Genomic DNA, 17,848 nt, shown 5'->3' with positions numbered 1-17,848 from the left:
GACCTCAGACCGAACACGAGCAGCCCGGGTTATTCCCGGGCTGTTTCAATAAGATACGGCCTCTACATCAAGTAGAGCGAGGGGGACAGATGATCGTCATTGAAGACGTTCACAAGCATTTCGGCGGCTTCCACGCGGTCGATGGCGCGACGATGACCATTCACGAAGGCTCGATCACCGGTCTTATCGGCCCGAATGGCGCGGGAAAAACCACTCTTTTCAATGTGATCGCAGGGGTTCTTAAACCAACCAGCGGGCGCGTGACCATGGCGGGTGAGGATATCACCGGCCTGCCGCCGCACGACCTGTTTCATAAGGGCCTGCTGCGCACCTTCCAGATCGCCCATGAATTCGGCTCGATGAGCTGCCGCGAGAACCTGATGATGGTGCCGGGCGCACAATCGGGCGAAAGCCTGTGGAATACCTGGTTCGGACGCAAACGCATCGCCGATGAAGAACGCGCCCTGCGCGCCAAGGCCGACGAAGTTCTGGACTTCCTCACCATCCCCCACCTGGCCGACCACCCCGCCGGACAGGTTTCAGGTGGGCAGAAAAAGCTGCTGGAGCTAGGGCGCACCATGATGGTCGACGCCAAGATCGTATTCCTGGACGAGGTCGGCGCGGGCGTGAACCGCACGCTGCTGAACACGATCGGCGACGCGATCATCCGGCTGAACAAGGAACGCGGCTATACCTTCGTCGTGATCGAACATGACATGGATTTCATTGATCGCCTGTGCGACCCGGTCATCTGCATGGCCGAGGGCAAGGTTCTGGCCGAGGGCACCCTGTCTGAAATCAAGGCGAACGAACACGTGATCGAGGCCTATCTGGGCACCGGGCTGAAAAACAAGGACAAGGTGGGCGCATGACCGCTTTTCGCATGACCGGATTGGCAGTGGCACTTGGGCTGGCCTCTGGCGCGGCCCAGGCCGAAGAGATCCTGTTCAAATGTCTGTTCGACGGGGTTTGTGACCCGGATCGCAGCAAATGCGAATCCGCAGATCTGGACTTGCGCTTTAAGGTCGATACCGAGGCAAACACGGTTACACGCCTGGGCGGCAACACAACCAGCCGCTTCAGCCTGATCCTGGGCGACCGCGCCCTGACAATGTTGGAGGTCCCAATCTCGGGCGGCACCGCGACCACCACGGTCCTGATGGACGGCGGTTGGGCGGTGCACAGCGACAACGGATTCGAGGGCGCCAACCTGTCGCCTAAACAGTTTTTCGGCGAATGCCAGGCGTTGTGAGGCAGACATGAGCAGCACCCCTTTTGACAATCGTGGCAACAAGGACGCATCTATCGTCAACCCGCACGGACAGGGCACAGCGATCCCCGTTGAGGCAGGCGGCCACGCTCGCCCTGCCCCCGGCGGCCCGTTCCTGAGCGGCGAAGCGATGACCGGCGGCTATGGCAAGAACGGCCCGGACATCCTGCACAATTGCTCGATCTCAGTGGATCGCGGTGAAATCGCGGTCATCGTCGGGCCGAACGGTGCGGGCAAATCCACCGGGATGAAAGCCTTGTTTGGCATGCTGAACCTTCGTGAGGGCCATGTGAAGTTGGACGGCGAGGACATCACCGAGTTGACCCCGCAGGCCCGCGTGGTCAAAGGCATGGGCTTTGTGCCGCAAACGCAGAACATCTTCACCTCGATGACTGTCGAGGAAAACCTGGAAATGGGCGCCTTCATCCGCACCGACGACATCACCGACACGATGGAGCAGGTCTATGAGCTGTTTCCCATTCTGGGAGACAAACGCAACCAGCCTGCAGGGGAGCTCAGTGGCGGACAGCGCCAACAGGTCGCCGTGGGCCGTGCGCTGATGACCCAGCCAAAGGTGCTGATGCTGGACGAACCCACCGCGGGCGTGTCACCGATCGTGATGGACGAACTCTTCGACCGGATCATCGAGGTTGCCCGCACCGGGCTCCCGGTTCTGATGGTCGAACAGAACGCGCGCCAGGCACTTGAGATCGCCGACAAGGGCTATGTCCTTGTTCAGGGTGCGAATGCACACACAGGCACCGGGCAGGAGCTTCTGGCCGATCCCGACGTGCGCGCAAGTTTCCTGGGGGGCTGAGCCATGCGAATTATGACCTCAATCGCTATTGCAGCCGGTCTGACCGCTTTGCCCGGCCTAGCGTTGGCCGGGGCGCCGTCTTGCCCCGTGTCGGAAACCTGCAAGGGCAGCAACGACAATTGCCAGCCCGCCGAGGGTCTGTTGACGCTGACCCTTTTGCCCACGGGCAAGGCCCAGGTGCAGCTGAATGACGCTTCGCCGCACGAGAGCACGGTGCTGCAACTGAACGGCCAAACCGTTCTGATCTTTGGTGAAAATGGCGAAGAACATCAGCTCCGGCTCGATGCGGAGGGCAAGTTCAACTACCTCATAACGATCCCGGATGCGGACGCGCCCAAGGGCCGTGATCAGACGCTGTATCGTGGTCAATGCGTGGAGGGGTCATGATCCGATCGTTCGAAAAGACTGCCCCAGTTCTGGGCTTGATCGCCGCAATGGGCGCCGGACCTGCGCTGGCCGAAACCAGCTGCACCTTCACACAAGAATGCTTCCAGACGCTGGAATGCGAAGAAAGCGCCTATGAGGTCACGGTCGATCTGGAGGCTGGCACCTTCTCCGACCTCACCGGCACGCGCGACATCATCGCCGTGAATGACGGTGCGATGGCGAAAACCGCCGTGATCGAGGGTTATGCGGGCTACCAGCTGCTTACGATGGGCGCGCATAGCTGGATCCTCACCATTCATAACAGCGCGGGTCCGGCCCAGCTGACCTACTACGGCGATTGCGAAGGAGAGAAATGATGGATTTCCTGAACGCCATCGTGGCGCTATCGAATTTCGTGCTGATCCCGGCGATGACCTATGGCTCACAATTGGCCCTGGGCGCGCTTGGCGTCACGCTGATCTATGGCATCCTGCGCTTTTCCAACTTCGCCCACGGTGACAGCATGGCCTTCGGCGCGATGGCAACGATCCTGGTTACCTGGTGGTTCCAGTCCATGGGGATCAACCTGGGCCCATTGCCCACCGCCCTTTTGGCGCTGCCGTTCGGCATCCTGGCAATGGCGGCGATGATGCTGGCGACCGACCGCGTGGTCTATCGCTTCTATCGCCGGGTAAAGGCAAAACCGATCGTGCTGGTGATGGCGTCGCTGGGCGTGATGTTCATCATGAACGGCCTTGTGCGCTTCATCATCGGGCCGGGCGAACAACGCTTTGCCGACGGCGCGCGTTTCATCATCAAGGCGCGGGATTTCAAGGAATGGTCAGGCCTGAAAGAAGGTCTGGTGCTGAAAACCTCGCAAGGCATTACCGTGATCACTGCGGTGATCGTCGTCGCCGCGCTGTTCTGGTTCCTGAACCGCACACGAACGGGCAAATCCATGCGGGCGTTCAGTGACAATGAGGATCTGGCGCTGCTGTCGGGCATCAATCCCGAACGGGTCGTCATGTATACTTGGCTGATCGTCGCGGCCCTCGTGACCATTGCGGGCGTGCTCTATGGGCTGGACAAAAGCTTCAAACCGTTCACCTATTTCCAGCTGCTGCTGCCGATCTTCGCCTCGGCCATCGTTGGCGGTCTGGGCAACCCGCTGGGCGCCATCGCCGGCGGCTTCGTCATCGCGTTCAGCGAAGTCACCGTGACCTATGCCTGGAAGAAGGTGGCGGTCTATCTGCTGCCCGAAAGCCTTGAGCCATCCAGCCTGGTTCAGCTTCTGTCCACCGACTATAAATTCGCGGTCAGTTTCGTGATCCTGATCGTCGTTCTGCTGTTCAAGCCCACCGGGCTTTTCAAGGGGCAATCGGTATGAGCCAGTCCATGCGCACACCACTTCTGTTCGCCATCGTCGCCTGCCTGTTCCTGTTGGAGGGCATGACGGATTTCTGGGTCTTCTCAGGCTCGTGGAACTCCTCGCTGGGCATTCTCAACATGGCGCTGATCTCGGCGATCATGGCCTTGGGGGTGAACTTGCAATGGGGGTATGCGGGGCTGTTCAACGTGGGCATCATGGGCTTTGTCGCCTTGGGTGGCCTTGCCACCGTGCTGATTTCCATGCCCCCGACCCCGGGCGCCTGGAGCGCGGGGGGCTTTCGCATCGTTGCGGGGCTTCTTTTGGGCATCGCCACGGTTGTCGCCGCCATCCTGGTGCAAAAGAACATGGCCAAGGGGCGTGCGCGTCTGGTCGTCACACTGGCCGTGCTGGTCGCGGGCTTCTTTACCTACCGCTTCGTCTTTGACGGCGGCGTTGAAGCGGTCGAGGCGATCAACCCGGCGCTGACCGGATACCTGGGCGGCCTGAACCCCGGTGGTGCCGAGAACTACAAGGCGCATGGCTACATGGCCATTCTGGCCTGGCCGGTCGGCGCGCTGCTGGCCGCAGCGGCGGCCTGGGTCGTTGGCAAGACCGCACTGGGTCTGCGCTCAGACTACTTGGCGATTGCCACGCTGGGCATCGCTGAAATCGTGCTGGCGGTTCTGAAAAACGAAGACTGGATGGCACGCGGCGTGAAGAACGTGATCGGCCTGCCCCGCCCGGTTCCTTACGAGGTCGACCTGCAAAACAGCGCAGGTTTTGTCGACCGTGCGGCAAGCTGGGGCGTCGACCCCACCACCGCCTCGACCATCACGGTAAAGTTGTCTTATGGCCTGCTGTTCACCGCCGTTCTGGTGGTCCTGCTGGTCCTGTCGCAACTGGCGTTGAAATCGCCCTGGGGCCGCATGATGCGCGCCATTCGGGACAACGAAGTCGCTGCCGAGGCGATGGGCAAGGACGTGACCCGCCGCCACCTGCAAATCTTCATCCTGGGCTCGGCCGTCTGTGGCCTGGCGGGCGCGATGATGACCACGCTGGACGGGCAGCTGACGCCGGGCACCTATAACCCGCTGCGCTTTACCTTCCTGATCTGGGTGATGGTGATCGTCGGCGGGTCGGGCAACAATTTCGGCGCCGTTCTGGGCGGCTTCGTGATCTGGTTCTTCTGGATCCAGGTCGAGCCGATCGGCAATTGGCTGATGGCGACGGTGACGTCCGGCATGGCGGACGGCTCGGCGCTGAAACAGCACTTGATCGATTCCGCCGCGCACATGCGCCTGTTCTCGATGGGGATCATCCTGCTGCTTGTGCTCAGGTTTAGCCCACGCGGCCTTGTCCCGGAACGCTGACCCCCGCGCGGGGCGTGCACGTGACTGCGCGCGCCCCGATTTGCGACACGGGGGGTCGGTTTCAGCCTTGCCTCCTGCCCATGACCGGGCCACGCTTTGAACACAAGCTAGGAGGTCCGCATGAAATCTCACACCCGTGTCTGCATCATCGGCGGCGGCGTCGTCGGCGCCTCAGTCGCCTATCACCTGACCAAACTGGGCTGGTCTGACGTGATGCTGCTGGAACGCTCTGAATTGACGTCGGGGTCCACCTGGCACGCGGCGGGCGGGTTTCACACGCTGAACGGCGACACCAACATGGCCGCGCTTCAGGGCTATACCATTCGGCTTTACAAAGAGCTGGAGGAGATCACCGGCCTGTCGTGCGGGTTGCACCATGTGGGCGGCGTGACGCTGGCGGACACACAAGAACGCTTTGACATGCTGAAGGCCGAACGCGCCAAGCACCGGTTCATGGGGCTCGAGACCGAGATCGTCAGCCCCGAAGAGATCAAGCGCATCGCGCCGGTCACCAATATCGACGGCATCCTGGGCGGGCTTTACGACCCATTGGACGGGCACCTGGACCCCTCCGGCACCACCCACGCCTATGCCAAGGCCGCGCGGCTGGGCGGGGCCACGTTTCACACCCACACCCGCGTGCTGGAAACCAATCCGCATCCCGAGGGCTGGGAGGTTGTGACCGACAAGGGCACCATCATCGCCGAGCATCTGGTCAATGCAGCGGGCCTTTGGGCGCGCGAAGTGGCGGCGATGGCGGGGCTGTACCTGCCCCTGCACCCGATGGAGCACCAGTATATCGTCACCGACGACATCCCCGAGATCTTCGAGCGCGGCGACGAACACCCCCATGTGATGGACCCGGCCGGCGAAAGCTATCTGCGTCAGGAAGGGCGCGGGCTTTGCATCGGATTTTACGAACAACCCTGCAAGCCCTGGGCCGTGGACGGCACGCCCTGGGATTTCGGGCATGAGCTTCTGGGCGATGATTTCGACAAGATCGAGGACAGTATCGCCTTTGCCTACAAACGCTTCCCGGTGCTGGAAACCGCCGGGGTGAAAAACGTGATCCACGGCCCCTTCACCTTCGCGCCGGACGGCAATCCGTTGGTGGGCCCGGTGCCGGGTCTGCGCAACTACTGGTCCGCCTGCGCGGTGATGGCGGGGTTCAGCCAGGGCGGCGGCGTCGGGCTGAGCCTGGCGCAATGGATGGTCGAGGGCGAGCCCGAGCGCGACGTTTTCGCGATGGATGTCGCCCGCTACGGCAGCTGGACCACCCCCGGATACACCCGCCCGAAAGTGGTGGAGAATTACCAGAACCGGTTTTCCGTCGCCTATCCGAACGAAGAGCTGCCCGCCGCGCGGCCCTTCCGCACCACGCCGATGTATCAGACCTTCAAGGACATGAACGCGGTGTTCGGTCAGCAATATGGGCTGGAGGTGGTGAACTACTTCGCCCTGCCCGGCGATGACGCCTATGAGATCCCCAGCTTTCGCCGATCCAACGCGTTTGAGGCGACGCGGCAGGAGGTGCAGGCGGTGCGGGGCGGCGTGGGCATCAACGAGGTGCAGAACTTCGGAAAATACAAGGTCACCGGCACGAAGGCGCGCACCTGGCTGGACCGGATCATGGCCGGGCGCATCCCTGCGCCGGGGCGCATTTCCCTGACCCCGATGCTGTCGCCCAAGGGGCGGATCATCGGTGATTTCACCGTCACCTGCCTGTCCGAGACCGAGTTCAACCTGACCGCCAGCTACGGCGCGCAGGGGTTTCACAGCCGCTGGTTCGACACCCATGCCGCGGACGACGTGACGGTCGAAAACATTTCGGACCGCCTGACCGGGTTCCAGATCGCCGGGCCGAAAGCGCGCGAATTGCTGGCGCGGGTGACGCGGGCTGATGTCAGCCACGCGGCCTTCAAATTCCTCGACGCCAGACGCATCGACGTGGGGCTGACCCAGGCCTTGGTGCAGCGCGTCAGCTATACCGGCGATCTGGGCTATGAGATCTATGTCGACGCGATGGAGCAACGCGCCCTGTGGGACGTGCTGTGGCAGGCGGGCCAGGACCTGGGCCTGCGCCCCTTCGGCATGCGCGCGATGATGAGCCTGCGGCTCGATCGCTTTTTCGGTGCCTGGCTCAGCGAATTCGGCCCCGACTATACCTGCGCCGAGACCGGGCTCGACCGGTTCCTGCAGCTGGGCAAGCCCGTGGACTTCATCGGCAAGGCGGCGGCTGTGGCCGACCGGCCCACGCGCCGGTTGGTGGTGTTTGAGGTCGACGCCAGTGACGCCGACGTAAATGCTTATGAACCGATCTGGCTGAACGACACCGTGGTCGGGTTCTGCACCTCGGGTGGCTATTCGCATACGGCCAGCAAATCCATCGCACTTGGCTTTCTGCCCTGCGACACCGCCGCCGACGGGCTGGAAGTTGAAATCGAAATTCTGGGTCAGCGGCACCGCGCTGTGGTGATTTCCGAGCACCTGTTTGACCCCGAGATGACGCGAATGCGCGCATGACCCTCGCGATCCTGATCCTGGCCGCCGGGCGATCCAGCCGCATGGCCGGGGCGGACAAATTGCTGGAACCCGTGCGCGGTGCGGCGCTGATGCGCGACCGCGCCGAAGCGGCACTGGAAACCGGGTATCCGGTCTTTGTGACTTTGCCAGAGGCGGATACCGCGCGCGAGACCGCATTGAAGGGGTTGCATCTGGAGCGGGTTCCCAGCCCAAACGCCGCCCACGGCATGGCCGGATCCCTTCGTGACGGCATCGCTGCCCTGCCAGAAGGAACCGACGGCGTGCTCGTGGTTCTGGCCGACATGCCCGACACAACCAGCGCCGACATGGCCCTCATCTTGAACAGTTTCGTCCCCGACACGATCTTGCGCGGGGCCAGCGGACCGATTGCGGGCCACCCGGTTCTGTTTCCGGCAATGTTCTTTGACGATCTGCAACTTTTGGAGGGCGACAGCGGGGCGCGTGCGGTGATTAACAAGGCAGCACGGGTGCGCCTGGTCCCCCTGCCCGACCGCCACGCGCTATGTGATCTGGACACACCCGAGGACTGGGCCGCCTGGCGGGAAATGGATTAGTCCAGAAGCAGCGCTTCGCGGTGATCCAGCACCGGGCGGGTCAACAGATGCGCTGCGCGCCCCTGGGCATAGCGCAGGCGGGGAGCGACCTCGAGAATCTCATCGGCTTGTTCCGGGTGGCTTTCCTCAATCGCTCCCATGTCGGGGCTGAAGCTTTCAACCCAGACATCGTTGACGCAGATCAGCTCATGCGCGCCGAACAGCAGGTGCACCCAGGCCGGCGATGACCGCGGCGCGGGGGTAATACCGGGCAGATGAACAAGATCCTTGGCTTGACACAAGACCTCATCAACGCCGAACAAAAGGTCGGCCTTGCCGTGTTTCACCAAAACCATGTGACCGGGGGACAGCATCATGTTACCGCGCCCTGCGTGGAACCGCACAGGCGCAGACGCCGCAGTGCCACGCGTGCGGCCGGACCACAAAAGTGTTTGCAGCCCATGGTCATGGGTCAGAACCTGGTCGCCAGCTTTTAGGGATTTGGCCAGAACCCGCCCCTGATCGGTTTGCACATAGGCATCAGGCGACAGTCCCGAACGGGCAAAGCAAACATCCTGCGAGGCGCAGGTCCTTGTGACCCTCTGCTCGGACGAGAATTCAATCTCGCCCCCAAGTTCGGTCCAGTTTTCTTTCAAATGCAACATGCTCGCCCAACCAAAACTACTCGACCTTTCCGGTCTTTCTTGGATTCAGGTTAAGAAGCAAACGTGCCAAAACTGTGAACAATACCGGGTGAATTCAGGGTTTCATGTCGCCCATTTCGGGCAAAAATCACCTATTTTCAGTGGTTTTTGCCTAAATTCGAGCCAATTTGTTAACTTTAGGTTGAGGCTCGACTCCTTGACTAAAGCAAGGCGGGACTTGGGCTGGCCAGGCGGAATCTCTTCTACGTGCCCCTTTGTTGGCCCAGCTTGCCGGGCAGTTCCACATTCAAGCCGGGTTGCGACGGTCGCACTGGCATCCGTGTCGCGAGCTTTCGCGCCATTCAGCGCCAAAACGAAAACAACCCCGCGTGAATGCGCAGGGTTGTTTCCATTACCGAAACGATCGGGAAGACACATGAACTGCGCCGCCCCCGCAACCGCGGTTCGGTCCCCAGCCATGAAACAGCCCCCTGCCCCATGTCCGGGAAATGGTCCGCCGGGTAATTCCGGTGGACCCGCTGCATTACGTGAGAAGCATTTTCGCTTCAAATGCCTTCAATGTGCGACGCGCGGCAGTGTAGTCCTCGATGCCCTCAGCCGTTTCCAGTTCGGGGAACATTTCGAAGATTTCCGTGCGCTGCGCATTGCCGATGCCCTTCAGCGAGTAGTCACCGGGTTGGAAGCTTTCGGTCCAGGCGCCATCAGACAGAACGACCTCATGGTGGTCGAACATGAAGTGCACATAAGTCGTGCCCATCGTGTCCACACGGTGCACACCCTTGTTGTCGACCAGGTGCTTGGCACTGACCAGGACCTCACGTTCTTCGAAGTAGAGCGCGGTGCGGTCGTTGGCCACCAGCACGCGGTGGTTCGGGCTGACCAGCATGTCCCGCTCGGGCAAGCCATTGCCCAGCGACCCTGCCTGAATCAGCACTGGTTTCAGGTGCTGATTGGCCTCAAGGGCGCGCCAATCCATCGACTTGTGACCGACCCAGCGAATTTCCTGGATGCCGTTGTCGCGGGTGATGATGCGGTCGCCTTCCTGCAGTTCCTCGACCAGACGCTCACCTTTCGGGGTCGCGATCTTGGTGCCGGGGGTAAAGCAGGGCACGATTTCCTCGATCTCGGTGAAATCGAGCGTGCCGGTCACGGCGCCGTTGCTGTCATAGTAGGTGACAAAACCGTCCGAGCCGTTGCCGTTCGAGTCAGGGCCAGTGATCGTGACGTGTAAGCTGCCGCCTTGCGGGGCCGAGCCGGTCAGATCCAACACATCCCAGTCGTCGCCGCCCGCACCACCGTCAACGGTGTCGCCGCCGTTCACATCGTGGAACGTGTCACGGTCATCGCCGCCCGACAGCGTGTCGATGCCGGCGCCACCCGTGATGGTGTCGTTGCCGGCACCACCTTCGACCACGTCGTCGTCACCGCCTGCGTCGATCGTATCGTCGCCGTCGCCGCCGTCGATCACGTCCAGGCCAAGCCCAGCGGTGATGGTGTCATCCCCGGCGCCGCCCAGAAGGGTGTCCCGCCCGGTCGTGCCGATGACCGTATCGTCACCTTCGCCACCGTCGATGAAGTCACCACCGGTGCCACCATCCAGGACGTCGTCTCCGGCGCCACCGTAGATCTGGTCCGAACCACGACCGCCATCGACAACATCATCGCCTTCGCCACCGTCGATGATATCGCGGCCATCGTCGCCGAAGATCACATCGTTGCCTTGACCACCTAGCAGAGTGTCCGCAGCGTCACCGCCGTGGATTTCGTCATCGTCGATCCCGCCGTCGATGAAGTCCTGTCCGGCATCGCCATAAAGGATATCGTCGTCGTCCTGACCATAGATGATGTCGTTGCCGTCACCGCCATGGATCGTGTCGATACCGTTGTTCGGCACCGGGTCGATCGCGTCGATGATGTTCAGCGGATCGGTGCCCGGGCCTTCGCCGCCCCAGATCACGTCATTGCCAGCACCACCGTCGATATTATCCGAGCCGTGACCACCTTCGATATAGTCGTCACCTTCGCCACCATCCACGGTGTCATCGTCGATGCCCGCATCGATGGTATCATTGCCGGTGCCACCCAGGATCGTGTCACGGTCGTCGCCGGTTTGGATGATGTCATCCCCCGCGCCGCCATCGACATAATCCATGCCGTCGATCTGGTTCTGGTCATTCGGGAACGGGTAAGCCGGGTTCGGCACGTTCGGGTCATCACCAATGTAGTCCGAGATCGTGTCGAAGCCCGCAATGATGGTGTCATTGCCGTCGCCGCCATAGATCGTGTCCGCGCCCTGCACGTCCTCGATGTAGTCGTCGCCGGTGCCACCATAGACGGTATCGTCGTCGATACCGGCATAGATGGTGTCGTTGCCCGCACCACCGTCGATGAAGTCCTTGTCATCGCCGGTCTTGATCGTGTCGTTGCCGTCCCCACCATAGACCGTGTCCAGGTCATCGTTCGGGGTCGCATCGACCGGGATCACCTCGGAGTACGGCGAGTAGTCCAGATCGGCCAGGCCGTTCGGATTGCCAAGCGCCAGAAGCTCGGCGATGGTGTCGGGGCTGTCGCCACCGGCCACGTCGATCACGTCATCGCCCGCGCCGCCGTCGACAAAGTCCGACCCCTGTTCGTCCACGATCTCATCATTGCCGTCTTCACCGAAGATGGTGTCGTCGCCTGCACCACCGTCGATCTCATCGTTACCAACACCGGCATAGATCGTGTCGTCGCCGCCATAGGCTTCGATGATGTCGTCGTTCGGACCTTCACCCGGCAGGATTTCATCCAGCGCATCGACCATGTCGCCTTCCGGGTCACCGGTATAGGCCAGGTCGATCAGGTCGTCGCCGGCGGTGCCTTCGACGATCCCGTCCAGCGGGTTTTCCTCAACGGTGATGAATGCCGTGCCCGTGTCAGTGCCACCGTTGCCATCGGTCACCGTGTACTCGATCTCGGCCACCCCTTCGAACCCATCCGTCGGGGTGAAGGTCAGTGTGCCGTCCGGGTTCACAACCACGGTGCCATCAGCCGACGTCGGCGTGCCCAGAACGGACAGGATATCGTCTTCCACATCCGTGTCATTGCCCAGGACGTCGACGATCACGGCCGTGTTGTACGGCGTGGTGCCATAATCGTCCTCGGCCACCGGGTCGTCATTCACGCCAGTCACGGTGATGGTCAGCGTCGCGGCATCGCTGCCGCCATTGCCATCGTCGATCGTGTAGCTGACCGAGGTCGTGGCGCTTTCGCCAACTTGCAGTTCCTCGAAGTCGCCATCCGGGTCGAAATCATAGGTGCCGTCACTGTTCAGGGTGAATGAGCCGCCGCCATCACCCTCCACCGGGCTGCCCACATTCGCAGGCGCACCGTTGACTTCGCTCACGCTCAGCGCATCGCCTTCCGGGTCACTGTCATTGCCCAGGACTTCGCCCGAGACGATCGAATCTTCGTCGGTCTCGTCGGTGTCGTCCTCAGCGGTCGGGCCATCGTTCACCGGGGTCACGGTTACCGTCACGGTGGCCGTATCCGTGCCGCCGTTGCCGTCATCCACCGTATAGGTGATGGTATCTTCGCCGTTGAAATCCGGGTCCGGCTCATAGGTCAGCGTGCCGTCCGGGTTGATCGTGACGGTGCCGTTGGGCGCGGTGGCCTCGGTCACGGTCAGGTCGTCGCCGTCCACATCGCTGTCATTGTCCAGCACCGGGATATCCACGCTGCCGTCTTCCTCGACCGTCGCGGTGTCATCCTCGGCCACCGGATCATCGTTCACCGGGGTCACGGTTACCGTCACGGTGGCCGTGTCCGTACCGCCGTTGCCGTCATCCACCGTATAGGTGATGGTATCTTCCCCGTTGAAATCCGGGTCCGGCTCATAGGTCAGCGTGCCGTCCGGGTTGATCGTGACGGTGCCGTTGGGCGCGGTGGCCTCGGTCACGGTCAGGTCGTCGAAATCCGGGTCAGTATCGTTGCCCAGCACGTCAATGGTTACCGCCGTGTCCTCATCAGTCGTGGCGCTGTCGTCATTGGCGTCGGGGCCATTGTTCGGCGGCAGGATGACGTTTTCGATATTCACGAACGTCATGGTGCCCGCCGGGTTGCCGTTGCCATCCAGGAAAGTGACGGTGCCGTTTTCCGGGTTGCCCGCGTCATATTCGATCGTCAGCGGACCCTCGCCCGACAGATCCAACGTGTCATAGTCCACGCCACCTTCGCCGCCGTCGACATGGTCGCCTGCATTGCCGCCGATGAAGGTGTCTTGGTCGTCGCCACCCGACAGGGTGTCGGCACCGGTGCCGCCGATGATCGTGTCATCGCCGCCTTCGCCATAGATCGTGTCGTCGCCTTCGCCGCCCAACAGCGTATCGTTGCCAGCCGGGCCGGTGTCACCCACCGTCACATCATAATAGATGTCCGTGACGTTGATGCCCGAATTGCCACTATCGTCTTGATCGTGCTTGATGATGATCTTCGCCACCGGACCGGGAATGGTCACGGTGGTGGAATAGGCGTCGCTTGTATTCGAGGCATAGCCGCCGTTGCTGTCGATGGTCTCGGCGCCCGCGTGGCTGTCGTTGTCCAGCAGAGTTACGTTTGATCCGCCGTCCAGCTGCACGTCGATCCGATTGCCATCGGCGTCAAAGGCGAAAACCTTGACCACACCGTCGCCGTCCACATCATTGATGTTGAACGAAACGTTGCTGACATCCTGCGAAAACTCGAGCTTATAGTCGGCGTCATTGCCTTGCCCAAAAGTGACGCTCTCCAGCGAGGAATTGCTGTCGATCGGGTCGCCATCCCCGACGATGCCGTCGATGTTTTCATCCCCGGTCGAAAACTCGGTGACTGCGTCGCCGGTTTCGCGGATGATCGAAAAGGTCACGTCCACATTGCCGGTGTCCTGGGTAAAGCCTGAGGCGGAATTGCCTTCGCCATAACCCGGTGCCTTGTCCCACTCGAAGCTTTCGCGCACCACTTCCCCGGTGCCGTCCAGCGAGGAATCGCCATAAATCAGGTCGTCGCCCGCGCCGCCATCGACATAATCGTTACCCGAGCCAGCATAGACGTCGTCGTCGCCCTCGCCGGACAGAACAACATCATCCCCGGCCCCTGCCAGCACGATATCATCCTGAGGTGCCTCGCCCGGCAGGATCGCGTCATTGTTGTCAATCATGTCGCCGTCGGGGTCGCCGGTATAAGCCGTGTCGATCACGTCGTCGCCGGCGGTGCCTTCGACATAGCCGTCCCCTTCGGGTTCGGGAGTGATCGGTGTCGAATAACAGATGTTGTCGATCGCGCCGGAACCACACAGGGTCACGGACATGTAACCGACACCGGCGGTGTCGATATCAACCGTGGTCTGACCGCCGTTTCCCGTGTTGGGCAGGTTGACCTGTTTGATGAAATTGCCGTCGGTATCATACAGGCAGACATAGCCGCCCTCTTCGTTGTCCAGCACGTTGAAATTGTAGACGGTGCTTTCTTCATCAAAGCTGAACCACATGGTGCCGCCGCTGGCATTGTCGTCAGGATCCGAGCTGTCGCCATCTTCGGAGATGATCAGCACATTGCCCAGGTTGCCGGTTTGCAGATCCCAGTCCCCCCCGGTGGGGTTTTCGGTGTCGAACACCATGGTCGGGTTCGCGCTGCTGCCCGAGCTGATGGTCACACCTTGGCCCTGGTACTGGCTGTTTACCAGATCACCGGCGTTCAGGTTTTCGAAATCAAGAAGAAATGTAGGCATGACCGTCTCCTATGGGCATTCAAACTCGGGCTGGTACACATGCGACCCTGAATGCCCGTGGCGCGCGACTGCGCAAAAAAAATGAAACCGGCGACTGGGAAGGCAGCACAGGGCACGGCTCGACCACCCGCGAAAACGCGGTCTGTTCGAATGTCATCCCTTGTGTCATCCACTCCCCCCCTACAGGTCGTGAGTTCCGGCAAAACCCGATCGACGGACGACGCCTGGCCACGGAAGAGCCGCACGTTGATCACGCCAATCATCCAAATGAGGAGAGTTGCCGGCCCCGAAAGGAACCTTGAGACGGTGCTAAAGAACGGACCCCTCCGTTCGGCAGCGTTTCGCACCGTCATGTGCCCTATCGTTAAAAAAACGACAATAATGCGGACACACCCTCCCCACAGTGATTACTGTGGTTCTTGTGCGGCCGCCCCCGTGGCCTTCAGACATCGCCCCCCAGTTGGGCTGTTAAAAATTACTCGTATTTCTGGATCGGCAAAAGGGAAATGTGTTGGGAATGTGCCCAAATCATGCCGCAAGTGGTTAATTTCTTTGTCACAATCCCGTTGACCTATGGGAAGGCGAGGCGGGATTGTTTCCTTATACAGGCAGCTCTTCAGCCGGAAGGTGCAATCCCCCACGCCAATTCGTTTCAAAAATCGAACATCAAACACAAGTTCCGCAGGGGTTAAACAAAGCGACCTAACCTTTTAGACAGGTTCGATTTGTTTCCCGTAGGGCAACAGTGGAATTGTGACAGGTGTTAACACATTCTCTTAACCATCAGGTTTCAACCGGATGAAAATGCACCGAAATTCGTGTTCATTCTTGCGCCAATCGGTCGGGAACGCTGTGATAGATGCCGAAACGTGCACAAATGAGCTTAACAAACCCCGAATCATTTCCGCTCAAATCGACTAAACTTCCCGCAGTTTCAAACCTGTCCTTCCCGGCCCGGCCAAGGAAAGAGCTATCGCTGCGTCGATTGGGAAATGCGGTGGTGCCCAAGGTGGGACTCGAACCCACACGCCCGTGAAGGCGGGGGATTTTGAATCCCCTGCGTCTACCATTCCGCCACTTGGGCACGCGCCTTGAATAGGATGCTTGAAAGCCGAGGTCAACGCGTCAGAAACGAAAACGGGCCAGGAAAACCCGGCCCGTCTGTCTTCTATGGAATGTGGGTCAGAACATGACCCCGACCAGCCACAATGTAATGCCCGGGAAGGCCACCAGGATCACCACCCGCACCAGGTCCGACAGGACAAAGGGTGCGACGCCGCGATAGGTTTGCGCCATCGGAATGTCGCGCGCCATCGAGTTGATGATGAACAGGTTCATCCCCACCGGCGGTGTGATCAGACCGACTTCCACCACGATCAGGGCCAGGATGCCGAACCAGATGCCCGCATCCTCGGGGCTGAGACCGAAATCCATCACCTCGACGATCGGGTAGAAGATCGGGATGGTAAGCAAAATCATCGACAGGCTGTCCATGACACAGCCGAAGATCAGGTAAGCGACCAGCATGATCGACAGCACCACCAGCGGCGCCATGTTCTGGCTGACAACCCATTGAGCCAGGTCCTGCGGTGCCTGGGTGAACGCCAGGAAGCTGTTGAACATCTGCGCACCCAGAACGATGAAAAAGATCATCGCGGTCGATTGCGCCGCCGCCAGCACCGATTGCATGAAGGTCTTGAAGTTGAGGCCCCCGGTCACGATGCCGTAGAACCCGGTTGCCACGGCCCCCACAGCGGCGCCTTCGGTGGGGGTAAACAACGCCTGGATGCCGGGCTTGGCCCAATTCCAGTCCGCCGCGATGCCGCCCATGACAAGACCAAAGATCAAGACCACCGGCCAGATCTTCAGCAATGTCAGGAACCGATGACCATAGGGCACACGATCCGCAGTTGTGGCACTGTCGGGCCTGATCCGGACATAAATGGCAACGGTTAGCATATAGCCAAGAGCGGCCAAGATGCCCGGCACCAGGGCCGCGATGAACATCTTCACGATGTTCTGTTCGGTCAGGATCGCATAGATCACCAGGATGATCGACGGCGGGATCAGGATGCCAAGCGTGCCGCCGGCGGCCAGAACGCCGGTCGACAGCGCATCCGAGTAGCCACGTTTGCGCATCTCGGGCAGGGCCACCTGCCCCATCGTCGAGGCGGTCGCCAGCGATGAGCCGCAAACCGCGCCGAAGCCCGCGCAGGCGCCAACAGCGGCCATCGCCACCCCGCCCTTGCGGTGACCCAGCCAGTCGTTCGCGGCCTCGAACAATGCCGCCGACATACCGGACTTGGTGGCAAACTGTCCCATCAGCAGAAACAGCGGCACGATCGACAGCGAATAGCTTGAGAACGTGTCGTAAGAGAGCGTTTTCAGCTGGCTCAGCGGTGCGTTCGGATTGCCCAGAACATACCAGACGCCGAAAAAGCCGGTCAGACCCATCGCCAGCCCGATCGGCAGGCGCAGGAAAATGGCCAGAAGCATCAGGCCAAAGGCGATCAGAGCGATTTCAAGACCGGTCATACGTGTTCCTCCCGGCCTTTCAGGACCCAGTTGAGCGAGCGCCAGATGGTGAAAACACCGACGACGAAAAAGAAGAAGGCCCCGATCAGCGACAGGCCATAGGGGATCCAGACCGGCAGTTCGAGTTCATAGGTTGTTTCGGCGAAGAAGGGTTTGTAGCCCATGCCAAGCGCGCTGCGAAAGCCGTCCGAGCCAAAGGGGAATTTCTCGCCAAACCCCAGCCACAGCCGCCACAGGATGATATAGGCCGCCAGCGTCAGCATCACGTCACCGATCAAGCCCAGCACCGCCTTGGCACGGTCCGGCAGGCGATCGACGAACAGATCCACCGTCACATGGCCGCGTTTGAATTGGGTATAGGGCAGAAAGGAAAACACCGCGATGGCGCAACCCATTTCGACCATCTCAAAGTCGCCCTTGATCGGTCCCAGCCCTGCGAACAGGAAAAACCGTCCGATAATCGAGGCGACGGTGACCCCAGCCACGGCGGCCAGGATGGTGCCCCCGAAATAGGCCAGCACTTTGCTGACCTTTTCAAGTATCCGGCCCACGCGGGCCTCTGCATGTGGTGCGATTTTTGCCACGGGTCTGTCCCCACTCCCGTTGATCCCTGCCCTGTGCGGGCAAAAAAAGAGC

General features: G+C 60.9%; 13 protein-coding genes and 1 tRNA gene. 9 read left to right on the top strand and 5 right to left on the bottom strand.

Features of this window, described 5'->3' with window-relative positions:
* Positions 1 to 89 precede the first annotated feature (89 nt).
* The 9 genes from MN188_RS02895 to MN188_RS02855 all read left to right on the top strand — a co-directional run bounded on the left by MN188_RS02895 (position 90) and on the right by MN188_RS02855 (position 8,290).
* Positions 90 to 872: an ABC transporter ATP-binding protein gene (locus tag MN188_RS02895; RefSeq protein ID WP_242105929.1), complete on the top strand. Its 783-nt coding sequence runs from the start codon at positions 90 to 92 to the stop codon at positions 870 to 872.
* Complete coding sequence (locus MN188_RS02890) at positions 869 to 1,252, top strand: hypothetical protein (protein ID WP_242105927.1); 384 nt, start codon at positions 869 to 871, stop codon at positions 1,250 to 1,252. The genes MN188_RS02895 and MN188_RS02890 overlap by 4 nt, the downstream gene beginning before the upstream one ends.
* 7 nt (positions 1,253 to 1,259) lie before the next feature.
* Positions 1,260 to 2,087: an ABC transporter ATP-binding protein gene (locus tag MN188_RS02885; RefSeq protein ID WP_242105925.1), complete on the top strand. Its 828-nt coding sequence runs from the start codon at positions 1,260 to 1,262 to the stop codon at positions 2,085 to 2,087.
* Positions 2,088 to 2,090: 3 nt separating this feature from the next.
* Positions 2,091 to 2,474: a hypothetical protein gene (locus tag MN188_RS02880; protein WP_242105923.1), complete on the top strand. Its 384-nt coding sequence runs from the start codon at positions 2,091 to 2,093 to the stop codon at positions 2,472 to 2,474.
* On the top strand, positions 2,471 to 2,830 hold the full coding sequence (locus MN188_RS02875; protein WP_242105920.1) for a hypothetical protein: 360 nt from the start codon (positions 2,471 to 2,473) through the stop codon (positions 2,828 to 2,830). Before MN188_RS02880 ends, MN188_RS02875 begins: the two co-directional genes overlap by 4 nt.
* Positions 2,830 to 3,840, top strand: a complete 1,011-nt coding sequence (locus MN188_RS02870; protein ID WP_242105918.1) for a branched-chain amino acid ABC transporter permease — start codon at positions 2,830 to 2,832, stop codon at positions 3,838 to 3,840. Before MN188_RS02875 ends, MN188_RS02870 begins: the two co-directional genes overlap by 1 nt.
* Complete coding sequence (locus MN188_RS02865; protein ID WP_242105916.1) at positions 3,837 to 5,192, top strand: branched-chain amino acid ABC transporter permease; 1,356 nt, start codon at positions 3,837 to 3,839, stop codon at positions 5,190 to 5,192. Before MN188_RS02870 ends, MN188_RS02865 begins: the two co-directional genes overlap by 4 nt.
* Positions 5,193 to 5,312: 120 nt before the next feature.
* Positions 5,313 to 7,715 (top strand): GcvT family protein, encoded by a 2,403-nt coding sequence (locus MN188_RS02860; protein WP_242105914.1) that lies wholly within the window; start codon positions 5,313 to 5,315, stop codon positions 7,713 to 7,715.
* Positions 7,712 to 8,290, top strand: a complete 579-nt coding sequence (locus tag MN188_RS02855) for a nucleotidyltransferase family protein (RefSeq protein ID WP_242105912.1) — start codon at positions 7,712 to 7,714, stop codon at positions 8,288 to 8,290. Before MN188_RS02860 ends, MN188_RS02855 begins: the two co-directional genes overlap by 4 nt.
* On the opposite strand, the gene MN188_RS02850 is transcribed toward MN188_RS02855, so the two are convergent.
* The 5 genes from MN188_RS02850 to MN188_RS02820 form a co-directional block, all read right to left on the bottom strand.
* Complete coding sequence (locus MN188_RS02850) at positions 8,287 to 8,934, bottom strand: Hint domain-containing protein (RefSeq protein ID WP_242105903.1); 648 nt, start codon at positions 8,932 to 8,934, stop codon at positions 8,287 to 8,289. The genes MN188_RS02855 and MN188_RS02850 overlap by 4 nt on opposite strands.
* A 523-nt stretch (positions 8,935 to 9,457) precedes the next feature.
* Positions 9,458 to 14,677 (bottom strand): Ig-like domain-containing protein, encoded by a 5,220-nt coding sequence (locus MN188_RS02845; protein ID WP_275116073.1) that lies wholly within the window; start codon positions 14,675 to 14,677, stop codon positions 9,458 to 9,460.
* Between the two features lie 998 nt (positions 14,678 to 15,675).
* Positions 15,676 to 15,761 (bottom strand) — tRNA-Leu (locus tag MN188_RS02830).
* A 98-nt stretch (positions 15,762 to 15,859) separates the two neighbouring features.
* Complete coding sequence (locus tag MN188_RS02825) at positions 15,860 to 17,212, bottom strand: TRAP transporter large permease (RefSeq protein ID WP_242105900.1); 1,353 nt, start codon at positions 17,210 to 17,212, stop codon at positions 15,860 to 15,862.
* On the bottom strand, positions 17,209 to 17,796 hold the full coding sequence (locus MN188_RS02820; RefSeq protein WP_242105898.1) for a TRAP transporter small permease: 588 nt from the start codon (positions 17,794 to 17,796) through the stop codon (positions 17,209 to 17,211). The genes MN188_RS02825 and MN188_RS02820 overlap by 4 nt, the downstream gene beginning before the upstream one ends.
* Positions 17,797 to 17,848: the final 52 nt, after the last annotated feature.

Origin of the sequence: Aliiroseovarius subalbicans, assembly GCF_022678625.1 — a bacterium.
Classification (GTDB): Bacteria; Pseudomonadota; Alphaproteobacteria; order Rhodobacterales; family Rhodobacteraceae; genus Aliiroseovarius_A; species Aliiroseovarius_A subalbicans.
This window is presented reverse-complemented; position numbering and strand designations above follow the sequence as displayed.